This is a genomic window from Bradyrhizobium sp. CSA112 (assembly GCF_029051645.1).
Lineage (GTDB): Bacteria > Pseudomonadota > Alphaproteobacteria > Rhizobiales > Xanthobacteraceae > Bradyrhizobium.
The window spans coordinates 1-679 of sequence record NZ_JAACFS010000124.1 but is presented as its reverse complement, the minus strand read 5'-3'; the positions used below and the strand labels follow the sequence as shown (position 1 = coordinate 679).

Annotated in this window: 1 protein-coding gene; it reads right to left on the bottom strand. The window is 56.8% G+C overall.

Going from position 1 to position 679, the window contains the following annotated elements; translation table 11 throughout:
- The coding region (locus tag GWE18_RS41960) for an AMP-binding protein (RefSeq protein WP_275191313.1) at positions 1 to 679 on the bottom strand (679 nt) is incomplete at both ends.

Below are 679 nucleotides of genomic sequence, written 5' to 3'. Positions count from 1 at the left end.
CCGATGTAAAGCTCACCCACCGCCCCCAACGGCACAGGCTGGCCGAACCGATCCAACAAGTACAACCGAAGATCGGGGATGGGCTCTCCGATCAGGTTGGCCGAGTTGGAGGTGTCAGATTGATTAAGAGGTCGATAGGTTACATGCACGGTAGCTTCCGTGATGCCGTACATGTTGATCAATTGCGGAACGCTGTCTGAATGCCTTGCATACCACGGCTTTAGAATGGACGGTTCCAGAGCCTCCCCACCAAAAATCACATAGCGAAGGCGGTTTCGAACATTGCTCTGGCATTCTACATCCATGAAAGCTTTAAAAGCCGAGGGGGTCTGATTGAGAACCGTGACGCCAGACTTGCAGACTAGCTCATGGAAGTCGGAAGCAGAACGGGCGGTATTACTCGGCACGAGTATCAAACGCCCGCCATAGCGCAGTGCGCCCCACAATTCCCACACCGAGAAGTCAAACGAGATGGAATGGAACAGGCACCATACGTCGTGTTCGGTGAAGCCATACCAGTCCTGGGTCGCCTCGAACAGACGAGCCATCTGAGCATGCTCGACCATGACGCCCTTTGGGGTTCCGGTTGAGCCTGAGGTGTAGATGATGTAGGCGAGATGGCGCGAGGTGAGGCCGAGGGCGCGCGGCTCGGGATCGCAGGCGGGCAGCTCGGCCCAGG